This is a genomic window from Mycobacterium parmense (genome assembly GCF_010730575.1).
GTDB lineage: Bacteria > Actinomycetota > Actinomycetes > Mycobacteriales > Mycobacteriaceae > Mycobacterium > Mycobacterium parmense.
The window spans coordinates 4321356-4341459 of sequence record NZ_AP022614.1; the positions used below are offsets into that span (position 1 = coordinate 4321356).

The 20104-nt window shown below is 69.8% G+C and carries 15 protein-coding genes; 12 read left to right on the forward strand and 3 right to left on the reverse strand.

Going from position 1 to position 20104, the window contains the following annotated elements:
* The first annotated feature begins 11 nt into the window (after window positions 1-11).
* The 12 genes from G6N48_RS19945 to G6N48_RS20000 all read left to right on the forward strand — a co-directional run bounded on the left by G6N48_RS19945 (window position 12) and on the right by G6N48_RS20000 (window position 16816).
* Complete coding sequence (locus G6N48_RS19945; protein ID WP_139825893.1) at window positions 12-1037, forward strand: MinD/ParA family ATP-binding protein; 1026 nt, start codon at window positions 12-14, stop codon at window positions 1035-1037.
* On the forward strand, window positions 1034-2563 hold the full coding sequence (eccD, locus tag G6N48_RS19950) for a type VII secretion integral membrane protein EccD (RefSeq protein ID WP_085270505.1): 1530 nt from the start codon (window positions 1034-1036) through the stop codon (window positions 2561-2563). Before G6N48_RS19945 ends, eccD (G6N48_RS19950) begins: the two co-directional genes overlap by 4 nt.
* Window positions 2548-4218, forward strand: coding sequence for a type VII secretion-associated serine protease mycosin (mycP, locus tag G6N48_RS19955; protein ID WP_139825894.1), 1671 nt, complete (start codon window positions 2548-2550; stop codon window positions 4216-4218). The genes eccD (G6N48_RS19950) and mycP (G6N48_RS19955) overlap by 16 nt, the downstream gene beginning before the upstream one ends.
* Window positions 4215-5822 (forward strand): type VII secretion protein EccE, encoded by a 1608-nt coding sequence (gene eccE, locus G6N48_RS19960; protein WP_085270507.1) that lies wholly within the window; start codon window positions 4215-4217, stop codon window positions 5820-5822. The genes mycP (G6N48_RS19955) and eccE (G6N48_RS19960) overlap by 4 nt, the downstream gene beginning before the upstream one ends.
* The gene (gene eccA / locus G6N48_RS19965; protein ID WP_085270508.1) at window positions 5815-7653 is read left to right on the forward strand and encodes a type VII secretion AAA-ATPase EccA; all 1839 of its coding nucleotides are present in this window, start codon (window positions 5815-5817) and stop codon (window positions 7651-7653) included. Before eccE (G6N48_RS19960) ends, eccA begins: the two co-directional genes overlap by 8 nt.
* A 117-nt stretch (window positions 7654-7770) precedes the next feature.
* On the forward strand, window positions 7771-9120 hold the full coding sequence (gene mycP, locus G6N48_RS19970) for a type VII secretion-associated serine protease mycosin (RefSeq protein WP_085270551.1): 1350 nt from the start codon (window positions 7771-7773) through the stop codon (window positions 9118-9120).
* A 6-nt stretch (window positions 9121-9126) separates the two neighbouring features.
* Window positions 9127-10512, forward strand: coding sequence for a type VII secretion protein EccE (eccE, locus tag G6N48_RS19975; RefSeq protein WP_085270509.1), 1386 nt, complete (start codon window positions 9127-9129; stop codon window positions 10510-10512).
* Between the two features lie 123 nt (window positions 10513-10635).
* Entirely contained in the window at window positions 10636-12165 is a 1530-nt protein-coding gene (gene espB, locus G6N48_RS19980) for an EspB family ESX-1 secretion system-associated protein (protein WP_085270510.1), read from the forward strand.
* A gap of 5 nt (window positions 12166-12170) precedes the next feature.
* Window positions 12171-12518 carry a YbaB/EbfC family nucleoid-associated protein gene (locus tag G6N48_RS19985; RefSeq protein WP_085270511.1) on the forward strand — a complete coding sequence of 116 codons (348 nt, stop codon included), beginning with the start codon at window positions 12171-12173 and terminating at the stop codon, window positions 12516-12518.
* A 188-nt stretch (window positions 12519-12706) separates the two neighbouring features.
* Window positions 12707-14170 (forward strand): EspB family ESX-1 secretion system-associated protein, encoded by a 1464-nt coding sequence (gene espB, locus G6N48_RS19990; protein WP_085270512.1) that lies wholly within the window; start codon window positions 12707-12709, stop codon window positions 14168-14170.
* 9 nt (window positions 14171-14179) lie between these two features.
* Window positions 14180-14527: a YbaB/EbfC family nucleoid-associated protein gene (locus G6N48_RS19995; protein WP_085270513.1), complete on the forward strand. Its 348-nt coding sequence runs from the start codon at window positions 14180-14182 to the stop codon at window positions 14525-14527.
* Window positions 14528-14599: 72 nt separating this feature from the next.
* The gene (locus G6N48_RS20000) at window positions 14600-16816 is read left to right on the forward strand and encodes a hypothetical protein (protein WP_085270514.1); all 2217 of its coding nucleotides are present in this window, start codon (window positions 14600-14602) and stop codon (window positions 16814-16816) included.
* Window positions 16817-16905: 89 nt separating this feature from the next.
* Here G6N48_RS20000 and G6N48_RS20005 read toward each other — a convergent pair whose 3' ends face one another.
* The 3 genes from G6N48_RS20005 to G6N48_RS28345 all read right to left on the reverse strand — a co-directional run bounded on the left by G6N48_RS20005 (window position 16906) and on the right by G6N48_RS28345 (window position 20061).
* The gene (locus tag G6N48_RS20005; RefSeq protein ID WP_139825895.1) at window positions 16906-17580 is read right to left on the reverse strand and encodes a hypothetical protein; all 675 of its coding nucleotides are present in this window, start codon (window positions 17578-17580) and stop codon (window positions 16906-16908) included.
* Between the two features lie 118 nt (window positions 17581-17698).
* Window positions 17699-19246 carry a type VII secretion integral membrane protein EccD gene (gene eccD, locus G6N48_RS20010; protein WP_085270516.1) on the reverse strand — a complete coding sequence of 516 codons (1548 nt, stop codon included), beginning with the start codon at window positions 19244-19246 and terminating at the stop codon, window positions 17699-17701.
* A complete protein-coding gene (locus G6N48_RS28345; protein ID WP_232066669.1) occupies window positions 19243-20061 on the reverse strand; it encodes a MinD/ParA family ATP-binding protein in 819 nt (272 codons plus the stop codon). Before G6N48_RS28345 ends, eccD (G6N48_RS20010) begins: the two co-directional genes overlap by 4 nt.
* Window positions 20062-20104: the final 43 nt, after the last annotated feature.

Genomic DNA, 20104 nt, shown 5'->3' on the forward strand with positions numbered 1-20104 from the left:
GCATCGCGGTCGTGACTGGCCCTTGGAATGACCCGAATATGTCGGACGAAGGTGCGTTCAGGCGGGGGGATCCGTCGCCGGGCCGCGCCTTCCCGGATTCGGTGTCGGACACGATGCGCATTACCGATCTGGCGGCGCCGCGAAAGATTCCTCCGGGCTCCGGATGGCGCAAATTCGTCTACTTGGCGTCATTCCGCAAGATAAATCCCGGCGAGTCGCCGAGCGAACGACACTATCGTGATTTGCAGAACCGCATTCGCCGGCACATCCGGCGGCAGTACGTCATCACCGTCGTGTCGGGCAAGGGCGGAGTCGGCGTCACCACCATGGCCGCCTGCATCGGCGGCGTCTTCCGGGAATGCAGGCCGCAGAACGTCATTGCGATCGACGCCGTCCCGGGGTTCGGCACGCTGGCCGACCGCATCGACGAGTCGCCGCCCGGCGACTACAGCGCCATCATCAACGACACCGACGTGCAGGGCTACGCCGACGTTCGCGAGCATTTGGGCCAAAACCCGGTCGGGCTGGACGTCTTGGCCGGAAACCGCACCTCGGATCAGCCGCGGCCGCTGCTGCCGGCCATGTTCTCCGGAGTGTTGTCACGGCTGCGCCGCACTCACACCGTCATGATCGTCGACGCGTCCCCGGACCTCGAACACGACGTGATGAAAGCGGTTCTCGACAACACCGACACCCTGGTGCTGGTCTCGGGGATCACCGCGGATCGCTCCCGCCCGGTGCTCAGGGCGGTCGACTATCTCAGGTCGCAGGGTTACCACGAGCTGGTGTCGCACAGCACCGTGATCATCAACCACACCGACGCCATCGCCGACAAGGACGCGCTGGCCTACCTGACCGAGCGGTTCAGCAAGGTCGGGGCAATTGTCGAGTCGATGCCTTTCGATCCGCACCTGGCCAAAGGCGGGATCATCGACACGGTTCACGAGCTGAAGAAAAAGTCGCGGCTGCGGCTTTTCGAAATCACGGCGGGTCTGGCTGACAAATACATTCCTGATGCCGAGCGGACGGTGCCGTGACCGCGCCGCATAAAGTCGCATTTCCGGCGCGCTGTGCGGTCAACATCTGCTACGAGAAGCATCTGTGCTCGCAAGTCTTTCCCGCCGGAATTCCGGTCGAGGGATTCTTCGAGGGAATGGTCGAGCTGTTCGACGCCGACCTGAGGCGCAAAGGCTTTGACGGCGTCGCACTTCCGGCGGGCAGTTACGAGCTGCACAAGATCAACGGGGTTCGGCTGGACATCAACAAGAGCCTGGACGAGCTCGGCGTGCAGGACGGTGACACCCTGGTGCTGGTGCCCCGGGTTGCCGGCGAATCCTTCGAGCCGCAATACGAGTCGCTGTCAACGGGTTTGGCGGCGATGGGCAGATGGCTCGGGCGGAACGGCGGCGACCGCATGTTCGCGCCGGTGACCCCCTTGACGGCCGCACACACCGCCATCGCGATCGTCGCGATGGCCGTCGCCGTGGTGGTGGCCCTCACCCTGCGTGCGCGCACCTTCACCGACGACGCGATCCCGGCGGCGGTGGCCGCGGGCATCGGCGTGCTGCTGGTGATCGCGACGTGGGTGGTGTGGCGCGGCTGGCCGCAGCGGCGCGACCTGTTCAGCGGCTTCGGGTGGCTCGCGGTCGCGTTGCTGGCCGTCGCGGGCGCCTGCGCGCCGCCCGGCCGGCTCGGTGCGGCACACGGGCTGATCGGCGTGGTGATAGTGATCCTCGGCTCCATCGGCATCGCCGTGGCGATCAAAAACCGTTGGCAGACGGCGGTGGTCACCGCCGTGGTGACCGTCTGCGGCATCCTCGCCGGTGTCGCCGCGGTGCGGATGTTCCGGCCGGCTTCGGTGCAGGTGCTGTCCATCTGCGTGCTGGTCGGGCTGCTCGCCCTCATCAGGGCGACCCCCCTGATCGCGTTGTGGGTGGCGCGGGTGCGGCCCCCGCATTTCGGGTCGATCACCGGACGCGACCTGTTCGCGCGCCGCGAGGGCATGCCCGTCGACACCGTGTCCCCGGTCAGCGAGGACGAATCCGAGGACGAGGACAACGAATTGACCGACATCACCGCCCGCGGTGCGGCGATCGCGGCCTCGGCCCGCCTGGTGAACGCGGTACAGGTCGGTGTCTGCGCGGGGGTGTCGGTGGTGCTGCCGGCCGCGGTGTGGGGGGTGCTGGCCCCGGGACGCCCGTGGGCATGGTTGGCGCTGGTGGTCGCCGGGCTCGTGGTCGGGATCTTCATCACGCAGGGCCGCGGATTCGCGGCCAAGTACCAGGCGGTCGCGCTGGTGTGCGGGTCGGCCGCCGCGGTCTGCGCCGGAATCGTCAAGTACGCCATCTGCGAGCCGCGAGACGTCTGGGCCGGGCTGCTCTGGCCCGCCGCTGCGGTGACCGGGTTCGCCGCACTGGGTTTGGCCGCGGCGCTTTTGGTGCCGGCGGTGCGCTTCCGGCCGTTCATCCGGCTGACCGTGGAATGGGCCGAGGTACTGGCGTTGATCGTGTTGCTGCCGGCGGCGGCGGCTTTGGGAGGGCTCTTCACGTGGCTTCGCCACTGAGCGTCTGCTCCCGGGCCGCGGCGATGGCCGCCGCCGTCGTCCTGGTCGCGGTGTCCGCCAACGCTCCCGCAGCGCAAGCCATTACACCGCCCTCGGTGGATCCTGCGCTGGTGCCGCCTGACGGCCCACCGCACCCCGACCAGCCGATGCGCCGCGCCAACAGCTGCTCCACGCCAATCACCGTGCGCAACCCCGACGTGGCGCAGCTGGCGCCCGGCTTCAACCTGCTCAACGTCAGCAAGGCCTGGGAGTACAGCACCGGCAACGGTGTCACGGTCGCGGTCATCGACACCGGGGTGACCCCCAGCCCGCGCCTGCCGGTCGTGGCCGGCGGTGACTACATCATGGGTGAGGACGGCCTGTCGGACTGCGACGCGCACGGCACGGTCGTCAGCTCGATCATCGCCGCTGCGCCGCAAGGGATCCTGCCGATGCCGCGGCCCATGCCGGTGACCCCTGCCTTTCCCCCTCCGGCCGGTCCGCCGCCGGCCGTGGGCGCGCCGCCGCCACCCGTCGAGGTGCCGCCGCCGCTCGCGCCGCCGCCCCCGCCGCCGCCGGTGACGATCACGCAGATCGTTCCGCCGCCGCCGCCACCGCCACCCCCGCCACCCGAGGGCGGCGGCGCCACGGCCGCGTCCAACGGACCGCCGGATCCGCAGACCGAGGACGAACCGGCGGTGCCGCCGCCCCCACCCGGGGCGCCGGACGGGGTGGTGGGCGTCGCCCCGAATGCGACCATCATTTCGATCCGCCAATCGTCGCGGGCCTTCGAGCCGGTCAACCCGCCCCCGGCGGACCCCAACTCCGACGAGCGCGTCAAGGCTGGCACGCTCAACACGGTGGGCCGGGCGGTGGTGCACGCGGCCAACATGGGGGCCAAGGTCATCAACATCTCGGTGACCTCGTGCCTGCCGGCGGCGGCGCCGGCCGACCAGCGGGCGCTGGGCGCGGCGCTGTGGTACGCGGCCACGGTCAAGGACGCGGTGATCGTCGCCGCGGCCGGCAACGACGGGGAGGCCGGCTGCGACAACAACCCGATGTATGACCCGCTGGACCCCTCTGATCCGCGGGACTGGCACCAGGTCAAGGTCATCTCGTCGCCGTCGTGGTTCTCCGACTACGTCCTGTCGGTCGGTGCCGTCGATGCCGGTGGCGCCGCACTCGACAAGAGCATGTCGGGCCCGTGGGTCGGCGTCGCGGCGCCGGGCACCCACATCATGGGTCTGTCACCGCAAGGCGGCGGACCCGTCAACGCCTACCCGCCGTCGCGGCCCGGTGAAAAGAACATGCCGTTCTGGGGCACGAGCTTCTCGGCGGCATACGTCAGCGGCATCGCGGCCCTGGTGCGGGCCAAGTTCCCGGCGCTGAGCGCGCACCAGGTGATCAACAGGATTGTGCAGTCGGCCCACAATCCGCCTGCGGGAGTGGACAACACGGTCGGCTACGGGCTCGTCGACCCGATCGCCGCGCTGACGTTCAACATCCCGCCGGGCGATCGGCTGCCGCCGGGTGCGCAGAGCCGCGTGATCACGCCCGCGCCCCCGGCCCCGCCGCCCGACCACCGCGCCCGCAACGTCGCGCTCGGCTTCCTGGGGGCCGTGGCCGCCGCGGTGCTGGTGCTCGCGATCGCGGCGCGACTGCGGAGGGCGCGGTGAGGCCCCGCCTGACCGGGTTCGAGCCCAGCAGCGATCGACGGGTCCTCGGGGTGTCCGTGGTGTTCTCGCTCGCGACACTGAGTTGGGCGCTGGCCGGATACCCCGGCGCGGCGGTCGCGGTGGTGGTCGGGCTGCTAGTGGTATTCGTCCGCTGGTGGGGGCAGCCAGCGTGGTCGTGGGCCGTCTTGTGGCTGCGTGGCCGCCGCCCCATCCACTGGGAGGCCCCGATCACGGTGGCCAACAACCGATCCGGGGGCGGTGTTCGCGTCCAGGACGGCACCGCCGTCGTCGCGGTGCAGGTGCTCGGTCGAGGGCATCGGGCCACGATCGTCACCGGCTCGGTGACCGTCGAGTCCGAGAACGTGCTCGACATAGCCGACTTGGTGCCGATGCTGCACCAGGCGCTGGACCTGCAGCTCGACTCGATCAGCGTCGTCTCGATAGGCTCCCGGCACGGCACCGTGGGGGACTACCCGCGCGTCTACGACTCCGAGATCGGCACCCCACCCTATGCAGGGCGGCGCGAGACCTGGCTGATCATCCGGCTGCCCGTCCTCGACAACACGCAGGCCCTCTTCTGGCGCACCACCGTTGGCGCGGCGGCTGTCTCGGTTGCCCAGCGGATTGCGGGCTCGCTGCGCTGCCAGGGACTGCGCTCCAAGGTCGCCACCGCCACCGACCTCGTCGAACTCGACCGCCGGCTGGGATCGGACGCGGTGGGCGGGGAGGCGCAGCGGTGGACGGCCGTCCGCGGCGAGTCCGGCTGGATGACGACCTACGCGTATCCGGCCGACGCGATCAACTCGGCGGCGCTCTCCCAGGCGTGGACGGTGCGGGCAGACGAGATCATCCAGAACGTGACCATATACCCGGACGCGACGTGCACGGCGACGATCACCGTGCGCACGCCTACCCCGGCGCCCACGCCGCCCAGCGTGGCGCTGCGCCGCCTCAACGGGGAGCAGGCCGCAGCCGCGGCGGCCAGCATGTGCGGACCGCGCCCACCCCTGCGCGGGCTGCGGCCCAGCCCGCTGCCGCCTCACCTGATCACCGAGATCGGACCGTCGGGTGTGCTGATCGGCAAGCTGAGCAACGGCGACCGCCTGATGCTGCCGGTCACCGACGCGGGTGAACTGTCGCGCGTTTTCGTGGCCGCCGACGACCCCATTGCCAAGCGACTCGTCATCCGCACCGCCGGCGCCGGTGAGCGGGTGTGCGTGCACACCCGCGACAAGGCGCGCTGGGACAGCGTGCGAATGCCGGAGATCGCCGTGGTGAGCACGCCGCGGCCGGCGCCGCGAACGACGGTCAGCGTCGTCGAGCACGTCGCGCGGCTCGGCGACGCCTCGATCTCGCCGACCCCGCGCCCCGCGACCGTCATCACCGTCGCCCCGGCGGGCACCCGGTTGCCCGACCCGCACCGGCACGGCTTTGAGGTGACCGTCGAGCAGATCGGGCCGACCACGGTGAATATCGCCGCAGCAGGTCGGAACTGGCTTGTCGAGATGGACATGTTCCGCGCCGAGAACCGCTACGTCAGCCTGGAGCCGGTGACGATGTCGGTCGGCTCGACGACCTCGCCGCAAGGCGGACGCGATGGGTGACTTGCAGATCGCCCGGCGGCACTTCGACCGCGCCATGGCGACGTTGGCGCGGCATGGCCGCAGCGCCGCGCTGCCCGATTTCGTCGCCGCCACCGATTCGGACCCGTCGATGGCCGACGCGTGGCTGGGGCGCGTCGCATGCGGTGACGGCGACCTCGCATCGCTGAAGCAGCTCTACTCCACCAGCGAATGGCTGCACCGCGAGACCACGCGCATCGGCCAGACCCTGGCCGCCGAGATCCAGCTGGGCCCCTACATCGCGATCACGGTGACCGACGCCTCGCAGGTGGGGCTGGCGTTGTCGTCGGCCCTGACCATCGCCGGCGAGTACGTCGAGGCCGACCGATTGCTGTCCAACCGCGACCTGCTGGACTCCTGGGCCAGCCACCAGTGGCACCAGCTGGCCCGGGTGTTCCTGATGTACACAACGCAGCGCTGGCCGGAGGTCTTGCTGGCGGCCGCAGAGGACCTGCCCCCGCAGGCCATCGTCATGTCAGCGGTGACGGCGTCGATCTGCGCGCTGGCGGCCCACGCGGCCGCGCACCTCGGACAGGGGCGCGTGGCCCTTGACTGGCTGGACCGGGTGGACGTGATCGGGCACAACAGCTCCTCGGGCCGGTTCGACGCCGACGTGCTGACAGCGTCGATCGGGCCTGCCGACATCCCGCTGCTGGTCGCCGACCTCGCGTATGTGCGCGGAATGGTCTATCGCCAACTGCGCGACGAGGACCAGGCGCAGGTCTGGCTTTCCAAGGCCACGATCAACGGCGTGCTGACCGAGGCGGCCAAGGAGGCGCTGGCCGATCCGAATCTGCAATTGGTGGTCGTCGACGAGGAGACCATCGCCAGCCGCACGGACAAGTGGGATGCCTCGACGGCGAAGACCCGCGAGCAACTCGAGGACGACGGCGCATCGGAACGACGGGCCGAGTTGCTGGCCGAGGGACGGTTGCTGCTGGCCAGACAGGTCGGCCTGGCAGCGGTCAAGCAGGCGGTGGCCGCGCTGGAGGACCAGCTCGAGGTCCGCATGATGCGGATGGAACACGGCCTGCCCGTGGAGGGCCAGACCAACCACATGCTCCTGGTGGGGCCGCCGGGCACCGGCAAGACCACCACCGCCGAGGCCCTGGGCAAGATCTACGCCGGCATGGGCATCGTGCGTCACCCGGAGATCCGGGAGGTCCGGCGCTCCGACTTCTGCGGCCACTTCATCGGAGAGTCGGGACCCAAGACCAATGCGCTCATCGAAAAGTCGCTGGGACGAATCATTTTCATGGACGAGTTCTACTCGCTGATCGAGCGCCACCACGACGGGACGCCGGACATGATCGGCATGGAGGCGGTCAACCAGCTTCTGGTCGCGCTGGAAGCGCACCGATTCGACTTCTGCTTCATCGGCGCCGGATACGAGGACCAGGTGGACCAGTTCCTCACCGTGAACCCGGGTTTGGCGGGCAGGTTCAACCGCAAGTTGCGCTTCGAGTCGTATTCGCCGGACGAGATCGTCGAAATCGCGCGCCGTTACGCCACGCCGCGCGCCAGCCTGCTCGACGACGCGGCTCGCGAGACGTTCCTGGACGCGGCCACCACGATCCGCAACTACACCACCCCCGGCGGCCGCCACGGCATAGACGCGATGCAGAACGGCCGGTTCGCCCGTAACGTCATCGAACGGGCCGAAGGCTTCCGCGACACCCGGGTGGTCACGCAGAAGCGTTCGGGCCGGCCGGTGACCGTCGAGGACCTGCAGATCATCACCGCCCCGGATATCGAGGCCGCCGTGCGCAGCGTGTGCTCCGACAACCGCGACATGGCGGCCATCGTCTGGTGAACGGAAAACGGCCGGGTCCCAGCGCCGCAAGATCTATGATGCACCCGAGCCCGCGATGGGAGACGATCGCGGTCGGCTGGCGAAGAAGCGGCGCGGCTATGTGGATGGAGGGTGCGGGTGCACCGTATCTTCCTGATCGCGACGGTTCTGACGCTCGTGCTGCTGGCCGCGCCCCCAGCCGTGGCGGTCGCCCCGCCCACCATCGACCCTGGCGCGCTGCCGCCCGACGTGACCGGACCCGAGCAGCCCCTCGAGCAGCGCCGGGTGTGCAAGGCGCCGTTGGCCGTGCCGGGCGCAAACTTTCACGATCCTTCGTGGGCCAATGCGTATCTGGGCGTGGGCGAGGCGCACAAGTTCGCCACCGGAGCCGGCATCACCGTGGCCCTGATCGACACCGGGGTGGACGCCTCGCCGCGGGTGCCGGCCGAGCCGGGCGGTGACTTCGTCGTCAAGGGTGGTGACGGCCTGTCAGACTGCGACGCGCACGGCACGCTCGTCGCATCGATCATCGCGGGCCGGCCGGCGCTCACCGACCGCTTCGTCGGTGTGGCACCCGACGCGCGTCTGATCTCGATACGACAGACGTTGGAGGCCTTCGAGCCGAAGGACAACCCGAACAACCACAACGACCCCAACGCCACCCCGGCAGCGGGGTCCATCCGCAGCCTGGCCCGCGCGGTGCTGCACGCCGCGAACCTCGGCGCGAACGTGATCAACATCAGCGAGGCCGCCTGCTTCAAGGTGCGCAGCCCGGTCGACGAGTCCACCCTGGGCGCTGCGCTCAACTACGCGGTGAACGTCAAGAATGCCGTGGTCGTCGCCGCGGCCGGCAACACCGGCGGCGATTGCGCGCAAAATCCCCCGCCCGATCCCGCGCAGCCCGCCGACCCGCGCGGCTGGCAGCAGGTGCAGACGATAGTCAGCCCCGCGTGGTACGCGCCGCTGGTGCTTGCGGTCGGGGGCGTCGGCCAGAGCGGGGCGCCGAGCCCCTTCTCGATGCATGGTCCGTGGGTGGGGGCGGCGGCGCCCGCCGAGAACATCGTTGCGCTGGGACCCGACGGCGAGCCGGTGGATGCGTTGCCCGGCAAGGACGGGCCGGTGCCGATCGCCGGCACTTCCTTTGCCGCGGCGTACGTCTCCGGTCTGGCGGCGTTGCTACGGCAGAAATTCCCCGACCTGACGCCGGCGCAGATCCTCAACCGGATCACCGCTACCGCCCGGCACCCCGGCGGAGGGGTCGACGACGCCGTCGGCGCCGGCACCGTCAACGCGTTCGCCGCGCTCACCTGGGACATCCCGGCGGGGCCCGCCGCGACCGGCCCGCCGATCGTCAAACGGATTGCGCCTCCGGTACCGGTGCCGCCGCCGGACCGCGGGCCCATCACGGCCGTCGCCGCGGGCGTCGTCGTCCTGCTGTTGGCGCTGGGGCTGGCGTCCCTCACCAAACGAGCACTGCGAAGGCACTGAGAGCCTATGGGTGCGTTACGGTTACGGTTCACCCGCGGCCACGCCCTGTGGGTTGCTGCGCTCGCCCCGTTGTGCATCCTGCTGTTCATCCGGACGCGTTATGCATGGGCGGGCCCGGCCCTGGTGGCGGTGGCAGCCCTGGTCACTCTGGTGACATTTCGCGGCCGGCGGCTCACGGGCTGGGTGGCGGCGGTGATCGCCTGGCTGGTGCGGCGGCGCAGGCTTCCCGACGTCCCGTCGGAACCCGTGGTCGGTGCCACCGTGCGGCCGGGAGATCACGTCGCCGTGCGCTGGCAAGGCGAATTCCTGGTCGCAGTAATCGAATTGATCCCGCGGCCGTTCACGCCGACCGTCGTCGTCGGCGGGCAAGCCCACACCGACGACGTGGTGGACACGCGGTTGCTCGAGCAACTGCTGTCCGTCAACTGCCCCGACTTGGAAGCCGACATCGTCTCCGCCGGTTACCGTGTCGGCAACTCGGCGTCGCCGGACGTGGTGAGCCTCTACGAGCAGGTGATCGGCTCCGACCCCGCGCCGGCGCACCGCCAGAGCTGGATCGTGCTGCGCGCCGATCCAGCGCGCGCCGGCAGATCGGCCCGGCGGCGCGATGTGGGGGTCGCGGGCCTGGCCCGTTACCTCGTCGCATCGGCGACGCGCATCGCCGATCAGCTGGCCGCCCACGGCATCGACGCGGTCTGTGGCCGCAGTTTCGACGACTACGACCACGCGACGGAGATCAGCTTCGAGCGGGAGAAGTGGTCAAAGATCAAGGGACACGGCAACTTCACCGCGGCATATATCGCACCAGGCGGTCCGGACGTGTGGTGGTCGGTGCCCGCCGACCACACCATCACCAGGGTCCGCGTCGTTCCCGGGATGGCACCGCAGTCCACGGTGCTGCTGACGACACAGGCCAAGCCGAAGCGGCCGCGCGGGTTCTCCCGTGTGTCGGGCGGTCAGCGTGCGGCGCTGGAGGGCCAGCACCTGATTCCCGACCGGCACCATCAGCTCCCCATCGGATCGGCCGGTGTCCTGGTGGGCGAGACCGCGAGCAGTTGCCCCGTTTACATGCCGTTCGACGACGTCGACGCGAGTATCAATCTGGGCGACGCCCGGACGTTCATGCAGTTCGCCGTGCGCGCGTCGGCAGCCGGGGGGATCGTCACCCTCGGCCCGCGATTCCGGCAATTCGCCGAGCTGATCGGAGCACACATCGGCCCGGAAGCCAAGGTGACGTGGCCGAAGGCAACGACCTATCTGGGCCGGCATCCCGGCCTCACGCGAGTCATATTGCGGCACAATGTGATCAGCACCCCGCGGCACCATCAGCTGCCGATCCGGCCCGTCACGCTGCCCGAGGAGACCCGCTACCAGAATGCGCTCCCGAGGTAGCGTGCCCCGTCGCCTGTCGGGGTTTCCTCGGGTTGAGGCGGTCGCATCCACGCCCGGAATTTGGTGTGAGGACCCCCGCCCCGCCGGCCCGATAATGGCTGGAGGGCAAGGAGAGGATTCCGCATGGCGCGACCGAAGATGTCCGTCGAAGGAGACGAGCTGTGGGACAGAGCCGAGGGGCTCGAGTATCCGATGCCCGCAGCGCCGTCGGCAGACCCGCACGCGCCCTGCGCGCTCGACATGTCCGTGGAAGCCTCCCGAACCCTGCGCGCCTCCGCCGAGCGCATACGCACCTACCTCGACAGGGGGGCGAAAGAATGGGGCAAGCTCGCGCAGTCGCTGCGCAATGCCGCGCAAGCCTACGAAGAGGTGGACTTCGGCGCCGCGGAGGCCATCAGCGTGGGCGGCCCGGAGATCTCGCGCGCCGTGTCCACCGGCCCGGCCGGGGGCCGGGATCCCGCGGCGGCCGACGGCAGTGCGCACGCGGCGAAGCCGTACCCGATCGACCTGCAATACGTCGACCTCCGCACGGCGGCGGAGCAGATCCAAGGACCCGACCAGGGGGTAGGACTTCGCGCCTTCGCCGAAGCGTGGGAAAGGTATTCGTCGACATTGGTCGAGGACGCCGACAAGCGGTTCCGCGATTTCAGGCACTGGGAGGGCGACGCCGCTGAACAGGTGGCGCAGAACTTCAAGAGACAGTTCGACTGGGTCCTGCAGATGGTCGACCGGGTCCGGGCGATGGCCAAGCAGGCCAAGGAACTCGAGTCGGCGCACCACGAAGCGGTTCCCGGCGATTTTCTCGCCGCCACCGAGGACCGCCAGACCGGAGAATGGTGGGGCAAGCACCCCACGCTGTACGAGGTCCGCGAGCTCGACCGGGTGTACAACGAGAACTGGACCGACCCGTACATCGTCGAGGCAATCATGAAGGTATACCAGCGGTTAACGGAACATTCCCGGTTGGTGCTGAGCAAGTACGCCAGGAGCGCTTCGTTGCCTCTGGTTCCCATCAATCCGCCGTCGCCCCCGGCCGCGCACAAGATCGATCCACTGCCGACACCGGAGCCCGACAACCCGTTCATCGACGTCTGGGACCCGGACAATGTGCCCAGCTGGCCGGACGTACCGGAAGACACCGGCACATCCGGCCCGATCCCGGGTGGTGACCAGCCTTACGATCCGGGCCTTCCCGATCCGACCGGGATGCCGACGGTGCCGTCAGCCGCCCCGCCCGGCACAGGGCCGGACCCGGCGGCGCTGGCCGCCGCAGCCGCGGGGGTACGGCCGGACCCGACGACTGTCGGTGCCGGGGTGAAGCCGGCCTCGTTGGGGGACGGCGGAATTGGCGGAGCGCCTCCGATGCCGCTGCAGCCCTCGCTTGAATCCGACGCGGCCGCCCGTGCCGCGGCGGCGGGACGTGACGCGGCGAGCCTGGGCCGCGGAGTCCCGGGCGCGGGCGGCGCGATGGGCGGCGGCATGGGCATGCCGATGGCCCCCGGAGCCGCCGGCCAGGGGCAGAGCGGCAAGGGCAAACGGTCGCAGTCAGACGAGGAGGCGCTCTACACTGAGGAACGGCCGTGGACCGAGGCCGTCATCGGTAATCGCCCACGCCCCAAGCCTTCCCCCGACATAAAGGACCTACTCAAATGACACAGATGAGCGCCGGAACGCACCCGCAGGTGGCGCAGGCAATGGAGCACTTGCAGCGGTTCAACTCGCTGCTCGAGGGGCAGATGCGCCGAAACGACACCGGAACCTTCACGGGCACAGACGAAGCCGAGACCGTCGAGGTGACACTGAACGGTCACCGCTGCGTCACCGGCCTCGAGATCGAGGAGGGCTTGCTGCGGCTCGGCGCCGAGACGGTCCAGGAACGCATCAACGAGGCGCTGCTCAACGCCCAGGCCGCGGCGACCGGCGCGCGGGAAGCCGAGAACGCTCAGCTGCTGCGCTCGCTCGTCGAGATCACCGGGGACCTGCAAAAGTCGGTGGGCCTGATATAAGCCGCCGCGACGCCCGCGACGGTTCGGTGAGGGGGTCGGGGCCCGAAATTGGCGCAGTTGGCCTGCCCCGACGTCGATTACGCTTCTAACCATGACGTCGGGCGGCCGACCGAGGCGACGCCGGCCCGGCGTCAAGACCAGATACGGCATTGCCGCCGTCGCGGTCCACACCCAGGAGGTGATTCGCCGTGACACAGCCGGGGACGCTGAGCGTCGAGTACGACGAGCTGATGGCGCGTGCCGCCGAGCTCGAGGAGCCGATCCCGGGTATGCCCACCGGCAACCCCGCCGCGCCGTGCAACCTCGGATTCGTCAGGAGGGCGGCCCAACAGATCGGGCTGTCCGCCGACAACATGCGCACCTACCTCGGGGTCGGTGAGCGGGAGCGGTCGCGCCTGGCGCAGTCCCTGCGCAACGCCGCCAAGGCCTACGAGGAGGCGGACGAGGGGGCCGAGGAGGCCATCGCCGACGAGACTTCTGTGTCGCCGGTGCAGCCCGGGCCCGTTCGCGAGAGTGTGGACCCCGCGACGCTCGACGAAACCCCGGTCGCGGCGATGGCGGGCCCCGGCGATTACGCTGACCTCAAACAGCGAACCCTGGACAACGAAACAGGGGACCAGGGAACGGCGTTCCTGCGCTTTGCCGACGCCTGGGAGAGCTATCAGCGCGCGCTGCTGGAAGCCCGCTACCGCTTCAGGCCGTTCAAGGACTGGTGGAGCCCTGCGAGCGATGCTGTCGAGGCCAACTTCGATTCGCAGCGGAGCTGGTTGGACTCCATGGCGACGCTGTGCGGCCAGCTGGCGACGCAGGCCAGGGGCGTCGCATCGACGCAGCGCTGGGCTCAAAAAGAGCACATCTGGTACAACAACCAGACCATCAAGTACAAGGATTTCGCCGAACTCGATCAGCTGTACAACAGCCAGCCGATGTTTCGGGACGTCGTCATGCAGATATACGGGCAGCTGCAGACGAAATCCGACGAGGTGATGCTCGAGTACGAGAAGAGGGCGGCGTTACCGTTGCCGCCCCTGAGTCCGCCGAAGCCCACGCCCGCCTACAGGATCGACCCGCCGCCCGAACCGAAGCCCTCCGACCCGGATAATCCTGCTGACCCGACCAATCCCGGCGACGGCGGCGATCGAGTCGAGCCGGACAATCCCGTCGACACGGATCCGGAGACCGGCCTGCCCCTTGACGATTCGGAACTTCCCGACCCGACCGGCATGCCCGCCACGCCGTCGGCCGGGATGCCGACAACGCCGACCGACCCGCAGCTGACGCAGGCCCTGAAGGATCTGAAGGGGAAGCCGGGACTTCCGGCGGGAGCGGGTGTCAAGCCGGCGTCGGTGGGAGGCGCCGGGGCGGGCGGCGTGCCGGCGATGCCGTTACAGGCCCCAGTGGACGCCGAATCAGCCTCGCGGCCCGCCGGGGCCGCGGGTCCTTCGGCGGCGGGGCCGGGCCGCGGGGTTCCCGGCGTCGGCGGCGCCGGCGGCGGCATGGCACCGATGGGAGCGCCCGGTGCCGGTCAGGGCCAGGGCAACAACAAGGGAAAACGCACGCAGTCGGACGACGAGGCGCTCTACACCGAGGAGCGGCCCTGGACCGAAGGCGTGATCGGCCGACGCCGAGCCAAGGATGCCCCCGACAAGTAAGGACCGCCGATGACCACCGAGATGCACCCGCAAGTAGCCGAGGCGCTGCGACAGGCGCAGCGATTCCAGTCCGCCCTCGAAGCGCAGCTACACCTGACCGCAACCCAAACATTCACGGCCACCGACGAATCCGAGACGGTCGAAGTGACCGTAAACGGCCACCGCTGGCTCACCGATATCCGCATCGAAGACGGCCTGCTGCGGCTGGGCGCCGAAACGGCGGAGAAACGCATCAACGAGGCGATCCGCGCCGCGGTGGCGGCCGCGGCCGCCGCCGGCGAGGCCGAGTCCGCGCAGCTCGTCGAGTCGCTCGCCGAGATCGCCGGATCGCTCCAAGGCACGCTGGGGCTGGCGTAGGCGAACCGCAGCGCGCCAGGCCTTTTCGTATGAACGATGCGGTCAGTCTCGCCCGGGGAAAGGGGTAATGCGATGGGCTTGACGAGGCCGACGGGCGACTACGTCGCGCAGATGCTCGATCCGGGCGGCTGGCCGGAGGCAGACGAGCAGGCCTTCTACGACCGGGCACATGAATTCACCCAGGTGCTGCGGCAGGTCACCGAGGTCTTGGCGACGTGCCGGCACGAGCACGCCGAGATCTTCGACGGCGGTGCCTGGTCGGGTGGTGCCGCCGGAGCGGCAAACGGCGAACTCGCAAAGAACATCGATGAGCTCGCGACCCTGCAGAACGGACTTGCCACCGTGATCACCTGGCACAGGTATGTGGCCGCGTCGATCGTGCAGGCGAAGTCCGACATCACCGACAACGTCGACGCCGCTGACCGCCGGATCGATCTTCTGCAGCGGGATTCGAGCCTGGACGCCGCCGAGCGAACCACCGCTATCAACACGGTGATCAGCGCGACGCACGGGGCGAATGTCTGCGTGGTCGACGGCACCGCCGAACAAATCGTGGCAAGTCGGGCATGGAAACCGCCCGGCAATGCCCTCGAGGACCTGCTCGATCAGAAGAAGCCGCCCCCCGTCACGCTCCCCGATGCACCATCGCTGTGGCCACCTCCCGTCGAGCATGACCGCCCCCGACCCGCCCCGGCGCCGCCGCTGATGGCACCGCCGGTCTCGCCGGTCGGACCCGGGCGACCGGCACCCGCGGTTCCACCACTGGACAATGGTCCCCAGTGGCCAAGTCCTGCAACACCTTCGGTGCCGGGACAGCGGCCGCCGACGTCTCCGCCCGCCCCCGTTGAGCCCGTCCCGCCCGGCCCCGTCGCGGCGGTCCCCGGTTCCCCGGGTGCCGGGCCCACCGATGCGTTGAGTCCGGCGGCACCGGCGCCGCCGCTGGGTGGGGGCGGCGGGTCAAAGGGACTGGCTCCGGCGGCGGTCCAGGGCGGGAGCGCGCCGCAGTCGCCCGGCTCGACCACCAAGGAGGACGCTTCACCGTCGGTGGCTCCGGCCGCGGCGACGGGCATGCCCGGGGTTCCCATGGCACCGGGGGCATCGGGCGGGTCGACTGCCGGTGCGGCCGCCGGTGCCGCCGCCGGTGGCGGTTCTGGTGCGCCCGTCGGACAGAAGTCGGCGGGTGCACCGGCCGGTGCACGGCCGGCGGCAGCCGGCCGGGGCGCGGCGCGTACAGGACAAGCGGCGCGCGGCGGACCCAGCTCGGCGGGCAACAAGCGTGACGATCGCAAGGAACAGGGGGATGCCGCTGCGGCAACGCCGATTCCGGTGTCGGCTGCGCGCGCCGAACGTGACGCCATCGCCGAGGCGTCGGCCTCTGCCGCAGAGCGCCGCAGGGGTGGCGGAAACGATCCGTTGCGCTTGGGCCGCCGCATCGCCGCCGCGCTGAACGCGCCCGGCGGCGGCGGCGAAGGGTACTTCGGCTTCTTCTGGGTCACCGCGGTCACCACCGACGGTAAGATCGTCGTCGCGAACAGCTATGGGATTGCCTACATTCCGGAAGAAGTGCGGTTGCCGGAAGCGGTGCGCATGGCCAGCGCCGACCAGGCCATCCCGCCCGCCGAGCGGGCGCGCTGGGCCACCTACCCCGTGCTGGCGGTGCAGGGCTGGGCGGCGCAGCACAATACCGGGCTGCGCGCCGTGATCGCCACCGAGGAGCAGTTGGCGGGCTCCGATCCGGGCGCTGCGAAAGTCGTGTTGAAGCCGGACGACATCCCGGCCAGCGGTGTGATGGCCGGCCGGTCGCGCCTGGAGGTGGTGGATCCGGTTGCGGCACAACGCCTGGCGGAGACGCCGGACGTGCGTCTGGCCGACTTGTTACCGCCGGCACCGGTGGACGCCAAGCCAGCGGCCGATCGTTCCGCCGCGCCTGCACCATCGATGGGCGCCGAGGAGGCCGCATTGCTCGCGGCATCGGTGGCCGCGGGAACCACCAGCATCGAGCAGATGCTCGCCCAGTTCCGGACGGGATCAGCGGACCTCAAAGCGCCGGCCGATCAACGGCCGATGTTGTGGCTCGAGGTGATGAAGCCGATGACGAGTAGTGCGACCGGGCGCCAGGCCGCGCACCTGCGGGCCTTCCACAGCTACGCCACCCACGCACTCGAGGCCTCACTGCGCGAGGCGCACACCGCCGTCGACCCGGTCGCGCAGCGCTGTGCCGTCGCCGACTGGTTGTACTGGAAACAGCTGATCGGCGTGCTTGACGCCGCGCTGTCCGAAGTGAAGTAACGGGGGTCGGAGAAAGCCCGGCGGCACAATGACTTTGCGGGCTTTGGGGGGCTTTGGGGGCTTTGCGCAGCCGCGCGGCCCGGCTGTGATCAGGCCCCGACCCGCGTCGTCGTGGGTTGTCCCGCCGCCGGCTGTTGGACGGGGACGCTTTCCGATGCCCCCTCGCCGTCGGCCTGATCGATCTGGTCGACCATCTCGGCCTGGTCCGCGGCGGGCGACTCGGTGTCGTCGAGCTGGGCCGGCGTCGCGGCGCCGCCGGCAATGCCGCCCGTGGCGCCCTGGGCGCTTTGCATCGCGCTTTGGGCCGCGAAGCCGGCGGTACCGGCCAGCTGTCCGTACTGGGCCAACCGATCAGCTCGCGGCAAGGACGCACCCGGCTGCGGTGTCCCGGGAATTTCGCCTTCCGCGGGCGGAGCATCTGGGGGTTCATCCCCGGTGCCATCCCGGAGCGCGGCGGTGCTCGAGGCACCCGAAATCGTTCTCGCCGTCCTGACGAACTCGACGCGGTTGACATGACCGCTCAACTGCTGGTCGGTCTCGGCGTAGATTTCGGCGGCGGCGACGATGTTGTCGCCGGTTCTTCTCAGTACCGCCTGTACGGCGGGCAGACCCTCGATCACCGGCGATTCGACGATCGGCAAGGTCGCGTTGATCGCCGACGACATGGAGTCGGTTCCGTCGACGACGATGCGCGGCGGGGGCGCTGGCAAGGCGAGTTTCCGCAGGGTAGCGCCGGCCGTTTCCAGACGGGCCGGATCGACCACGAGCGGCTCAGTCACCGACCGCTCCCCAAATCGATTCGCACGAGACGATTTTACCCGCGGGCGGATGGGTTCGGCCGCACCAACTTTTATCCGGAGGTGCGCCCCGCCCGTGGCGGGCTCAGAATTGGATGTTGCGGACCGTGTCGTACACGCCGGTGATCCACAGCAGCATGGGCAGGATCGCGGCGACCAATGCGCCGTCGAGCAATTCGAGCACGCGCTTCATCACCGGCGAGATCCGGCGCACCCCGACGGTGGCGCCGACGACCGCCAGCGCTATCAACGCGGCCGCGACGTAGACCGACAAGGCGAGCCAGGCAAAGTGCGGATACCAAACGACCAGCCTTGCCGTCACTGCCGTGGGAATGACTATTGCTGCGGCCAGCAGCGCCCACGCGCACCAGCGCTCGGCGTAAAGCCGGGACCGGAAGCCGCACGCCACCGTGACCAGTCCCGCCACGACCAGGCTATGGACGAAGAAGTGCCCGCGCACCACCACGGCGATCGATCCGGCCGCCAGGACGAAGGTGCCCGCCGCCACGAACCCGATCAGCAGCCGGTTGGCCAACGCGCTGCGCTCGGTGAGCCGCATGGCCGAGTCGGGCACCGAGGCGATGATGGCCTGCCAGGTGCGCGTCTCGTTCTCGTCACCCGCGTCGTGCCCGGCGACGGGATTGAGCAGTTCGTCGTGATCAACGGCCTCGCCGGGTGCCGGGATCGGCGGGAGTGCGATCCGTGCGACCGCCACCGTGAGCTTGGCCGCGTTGGTCACGATGAACAGCCCCAACACGATCGCACCCGCCGGCACCCACTGCTGGCGGCCGTAGCCGAATGCGATGGCGGCCAGGGTGATCGCGAGGGCGATGACGGCGGTGAACGCCGCCGGCTCGGCGCGCCGGCGGGGGCCTCCCCGGTTCAGCAGCGTGAGCAGCAGAAGTGTGGCGGCGGCCGCCGCCAGCTGCGGTGCCCCCAACGCGTCGGCTCCACGCGGGCGGGGGATGGCCAGCGCGGCCGCGGCGACGATCAGCGGATGCGCCGCCGCGAGCAGGCTCTCGGCGAAGTCGAGGTTTCGGTAGAACCTCTTGGCGGCCCAGCTCCCGGTCGCCACGAGGACGCCACCGATTCCCAGAGCAAGCGGCCACCACAGGTGGCGCCCGGTATTCCACCACCCGACCGTCGCCAATCCCGTAACAGCCAGTGCCACAAAGGGAATTGCCGTCCAGATGAGGCGATGCAGCGCTGCCCGGTCGAATTGCGGCGAGTCGTCCAGCACCGCGATCGCGTCGATGACGTCTTCCACGAGCGGCCGGTAACGCTCGGTGCGGCTCACCGGCACCAGGGTCAACAGGGACCCGTCGACAACAACCGCGTCGTCGAGTGATTGGTCGGGTCGAAGGGGCGGGGCTCCGGGGCGGGCGAACGTCCAGGTCCCTTGAGCCGAGAAGTCGAAGCCCGCCAGGACGTCTGCCGGCGTGTCCACCAGCAGTTCGGACAGCACCGCCATGGTGTCGTCGATGTAGGTCTCGATCGGTGCCGCGGACGGCAGCACCACATCGGTCAGCCGCCTGCCGGTGAGGATGGTCACCCTGGTGGACGCGGGCTGGACGGAAGCCGCCTCGGCGGCCGCCGGAGCGGCGGCGGCTGCTGCTGCGGTGGGCGCGCTCAACGACGATCACCCCTGTCGAAGTCATCGGACAAAGCTGCGGCGAGTTCGACCATCTTACGCTTGTAGGCATCACCGAGCTGATCGCTGCGAATCTCGGCGCCCGCGGCCACGTGCTCATCCCACGGCAGCACGATGACCCGCTCCGGCGCCACGAATGCCTCGAACCGACGCACCAGGTGGTCGACAGGTTCGGCGCGATTCGCCGGCGCAAGTTGATTGATCGCCACGCACGCGCGGCCCAGCAAGGCCTGATAGCCGTTGAGACGCAACCAGTCCAGGGCTAGCGCGGCTTGCCCGATCCCGTCGGCGGATGCGCTCGACACGAGGACCACCCCGGATGCCGTCGCCAGAATGGCGCGGGTGGCCGGACTCAGCAGATCGGTACCGCAGTCCGCGAGCACCAAGTTGTAGTACCTGGGCACGGTGCCGACCACGCATCGCCACTCCTCTTCGGTGAGTGGCCCTCGCGCCGCGCCGTACTCGGCCGCCGAAAGCACTTCGAGGTCGAACTCGTGCACGCTGGTGTGCGCGCGGACATCGTTATAGTTCGAGAGCCCCGCACCGGTCAGCAGGTCGGCGACGGTCGCTCGCGATTGCCGCCCCACCCGGTCGGCGAGATTGCCGGCTACGGGGTTGGCGTCGACCGCCAGGATCCTGTCTCCGCGTATTCGGGCGAACGTCGAGGCCAATGCAACAGCCACTGCCGTCTTGCCGGCCCCGCCTTTGAGACCCACGACCGCGATCTGATAGGAGCCGCGAACCTTGCGGCGGATGCGCTCTTCGAGTTGCCTCTGGTACTTCTCGTCACCGGACAAGCCGAAGTTGACTCCCGTCAACCGGTAGGCCCAGCGCCGCCAT

Bases quoted from the DNA above. Each gene is read 5' to 3' on its own strand.
- G6N48_RS19995 (WP_085270513.1), top strand. From the start codon at position 14,180: ATGACCACCGAGATGCACCCGCAAGTAGCCGAGGCGCTGCGACAGGCG.
- espB (WP_085270510.1), top strand. From the start codon at position 10,636: ATGGCGCGACCGAAGATGTCCGTCGAAGGAGACGAGCTGTGGGACAGA.
- G6N48_RS19985 (WP_085270511.1), top strand. From the start codon at position 12,171: ATGAGCGCCGGAACGCACCCGCAGGTGGCGCAGGCAATGGAGCACTTG.
- eccA (WP_085270508.1), top strand. From the start codon at position 5,815: ATGGGTGACTTGCAGATCGCCCGGCGGCACTTCGACCGCGCCATGGCG.
- eccE (WP_085270509.1), top strand. From the start codon at position 9,127: ATGGGTGCGTTACGGTTACGGTTCACCCGCGGCCACGCCCTGTGGGTT.
- G6N48_RS20000 (WP_085270514.1), top strand. From the start codon at position 14,600: ATGGGCTTGACGAGGCCGACGGGCGACTACGTCGCGCAGATGCTCGAT.